This is a genomic window from Pseudomonas sp. DE0010 (assembly GCF_007680745.1).
GTDB lineage: Bacteria > Pseudomonadota > Gammaproteobacteria > Pseudomonadales > Pseudomonadaceae > Aquipseudomonas > Aquipseudomonas parafulva_B.
In genome coordinates this window covers 1-361 of record NZ_VEJQ01000080.1, presented here as the reverse complement: position 1 = coordinate 361, position 361 = coordinate 1, and the positions used below count along the sequence as shown (strand labels likewise).

Below are 361 nucleotides of genomic sequence, written 5' to 3'. Positions count from 1 at the left end.
GATCCATGTGGACGTCGGGCACCTGGGCCTGCTCGAGCACGTCGAGCATCAGGCTGATGACTTCCAGATCCCCTTCGCTGCCGGGCACGCCATAGAGCTCGGCGCCGACCTGGATCGGGCTGCGCGAGGTGGACAGCGCACGGGGACGGGTATGCAGCACGCTGCCGGCATAGCACAGTCGGCTCGGACCGCTCTGCTTGAGGCTATGGGCTTCCATGCGCGCCACCTGGGGCGTGATGTCGGAGCGGAAGCCCATGAGGCGGCCGGAATTGGGATCGGTCACCTTGAAGGTGCGCAGTTCCAGTTCCTTGGCCGCGCCGGTGAGCAGCGATTCCAGGAATTCCAGGTGCGGGGTGATGAC

1 protein-coding gene is annotated in these 361 nt (G+C 65.9%); it reads right to left on the bottom strand.

What is annotated here, in order from left to right:
* Positions 1 to 361, bottom strand: a 361-nt coding sequence (locus tag FS767_RS21725; RefSeq protein WP_178102767.1) for an ATP phosphoribosyltransferase regulatory subunit, incomplete at both ends; no start/stop codon positions are given.